This window comes from Brachyspira pilosicoli, assembly GCF_019402445.1.
GTDB lineage: Bacteria > Spirochaetota > Brachyspiria > Brachyspirales > Brachyspiraceae > Brachyspira > Brachyspira pilosicoli_B.
In genome coordinates this window covers 1-2,084 of sequence record NZ_SRZM01000070.1, presented here as the reverse complement: position 1 = coordinate 2,084, position 2,084 = coordinate 1, and the positions used below count along the sequence as shown (strand labels likewise).

The following is a 2,084-nucleotide window of genomic DNA, read 5'->3' as shown; positions in this document are numbered from 1 at the left end:
TACATGTTTATGAATATAATGCATTTTTAGGAGAAAGTTTTTATAGAAATTATCCACTAACTTATTTAAATACAAATTTGTATTATACATATATATCTGATAAGAAAGAACTTTACGATATAAAAGATCGTAAATTTTATTTTTTAGCTAATAATATTTTAAATGATGATGATATATTTAGTAATTATAATATAAAAAAATTATCATCATATAAAGGTATGTATATTTTTTTATTTGAAAATACTAATTCTAATATGAATGAATAATTATATACATTCAAGTAAAATATTTTAACTTGAAATTTATATATTATGTTATATGATATATACAATTATAATTTATAAGGAGTTAATAATATGTCTTTAATAGATGATATAGTAGCTAGAGAGATATTAGATTCAAGAGGAAACCCTACAGTTGAGGTTGATGTTTATTTAGATAGCGGCGTTATGGGAAGAGCAGCTGTTCCATCTGGAGCTTCTACTGGTGAACATGAGGCTGTAGAATTAAGAGATGGTGATAAATCTAGATATTTAGGTAAAGGTGTTCAAAAAGCAGTTGAAAATGTTAATGAAATTATTTGCAATGAACTTATTGATATGGATGCTTTAGATCAAGTTGAAATAGACAGAACTATGATAGAACTTGATGGTACAGAAAACAAAGGTAAATTAGGTGCTAATGCAATATTAGGTGTATCACTTGCTGTTGCTAAAGCTGCTGCAGAAGAATTAGGTATGCCTCTATACAGATACATTGGCGGTACTAATGCTAAAACTTTACCAGTACCTATGGCTAATATCTTAAATGGTGGTGCTCACTCATCAGCTCCAATCGACTTCCAAGAGTATATGGTTATGCCAGTTGGTGCTCCTACTTTCAAAGAAGGAATACGTTATGTAGCTGAAGTATTCCATAACTTAAAAGCTATATTACATGATAGAGGATTAAGCACTACTGTTGGTGATGAAGGTGGTTTCGCTCCAACTCTTAAAGATAATGAAGAGCCTCTTCAAGTAATTATGCAAGCTATAGAAAAAGCTGGATACAAACCTGGTGATGATATAATGATTGCTATGGACCCTGCTTCTAGCGAATTCTATGACAAAAACAAAAAGAAATATGTATTTAAGAAATCTGATAAAAGAGAACTTTCTTCTGCTGAGATGGTTGATTTTTATGCTGATTTATGTAGCAAATATCCTATTATCTCTATAGAAGATGGTGTTGCTGAAGATGACTGGGAAGGTTGGAAAATCTTAACAGACAAATTAGGTAAAAAAGTTCAATTAGTAGGTGATGACTTATTTGTTACTAATGTAAAAAGACTTCAAATGGGATTAGATAAAGGCGTTGCTAACTCTATTCTTATTAAAGTTAATCAAATAGGTTCTTTAACTGAAACATTAGATTCTATTGAACTTGCTAAAACTCATAATTATACTGCAGTAGTTTCTCACCGCTCTGGTGAAACAGAAGATACTACTATTGCTGATATAGTTGTAGCTACTAATGCAGGTCAAATTAAAACTGGTTCTGCTTCTAGAAGTGATAGGATTGCTAAATACAATCAATTATTAAGAATAGAAGAAGAATTAGGAGACAGAGCTATTTATTTAGGTAAAAAAGCTTTTTATAATTTAAGTCTATAATTTTGTCTATATAAAAATTAAGCTTACAATAGGAGATATTTCTTATTGTAAGCTTTTTTTATGTAAGTAATTAAATAAAATGTGTTTAATGTAAATAAAACTTATTTATATATTTTTATTATTTTTTTAAAAATTAAAAGTATCAACAATATTTATTAATTTATTTTTTATTTCTTGAAAATCAGAGTTTAAGTCTAATGTATTAACTGCAAAATATTTCTCTTGTATTTTATATTCTTTATTAATATTATCAGAGCATAGTGGATAAAGCAAAACACCTTTTATAGTTTTAAATTTTTTATTGACATTACTCATATAAGAAAACATTTGGTATAGATGAGAACTCCTTATTGAAACTTTATTATTGTTTTTTATTAAAATATCTTTATAAAATTTTGTATCTATTATAAGGCATTTTTCGCTATTACAAAT

General features: G+C 27.2%; 2 protein-coding genes and 1 pseudogene. 2 read left to right on the top strand and 1 reads right to left on the bottom strand.

The window, feature by feature from the left end; genetic code table 11:
* Together E6A48_RS02855 and eno are read left to right on the top strand one after the other, a co-directional pair.
* A pseudogene (locus E6A48_RS02855) lies at nt 1-266 on the top strand (hypothetical protein); the annotation flags it as partial.
* A gap of 90 nt (nt 267-356) precedes the next feature.
* Nucleotides 357-1,652, top strand: a complete 1,296-nt coding sequence (gene eno / locus E6A48_RS02850; RefSeq protein ID WP_013244604.1) for a phosphopyruvate hydratase — start codon at nt 357-359, stop codon at nt 1,650-1,652.
* 126 nt (nt 1,653-1,778) lie between these two features.
* On the opposite strand, the gene E6A48_RS02845 is transcribed toward eno, so the two are convergent.
* On the bottom strand, nt 1,779-2,084 hold a 306-nt coding region (locus E6A48_RS02845), incomplete at its 5' end, for a 5-methylcytosine restriction system specificity protein McrC (RefSeq protein ID WP_407928814.1).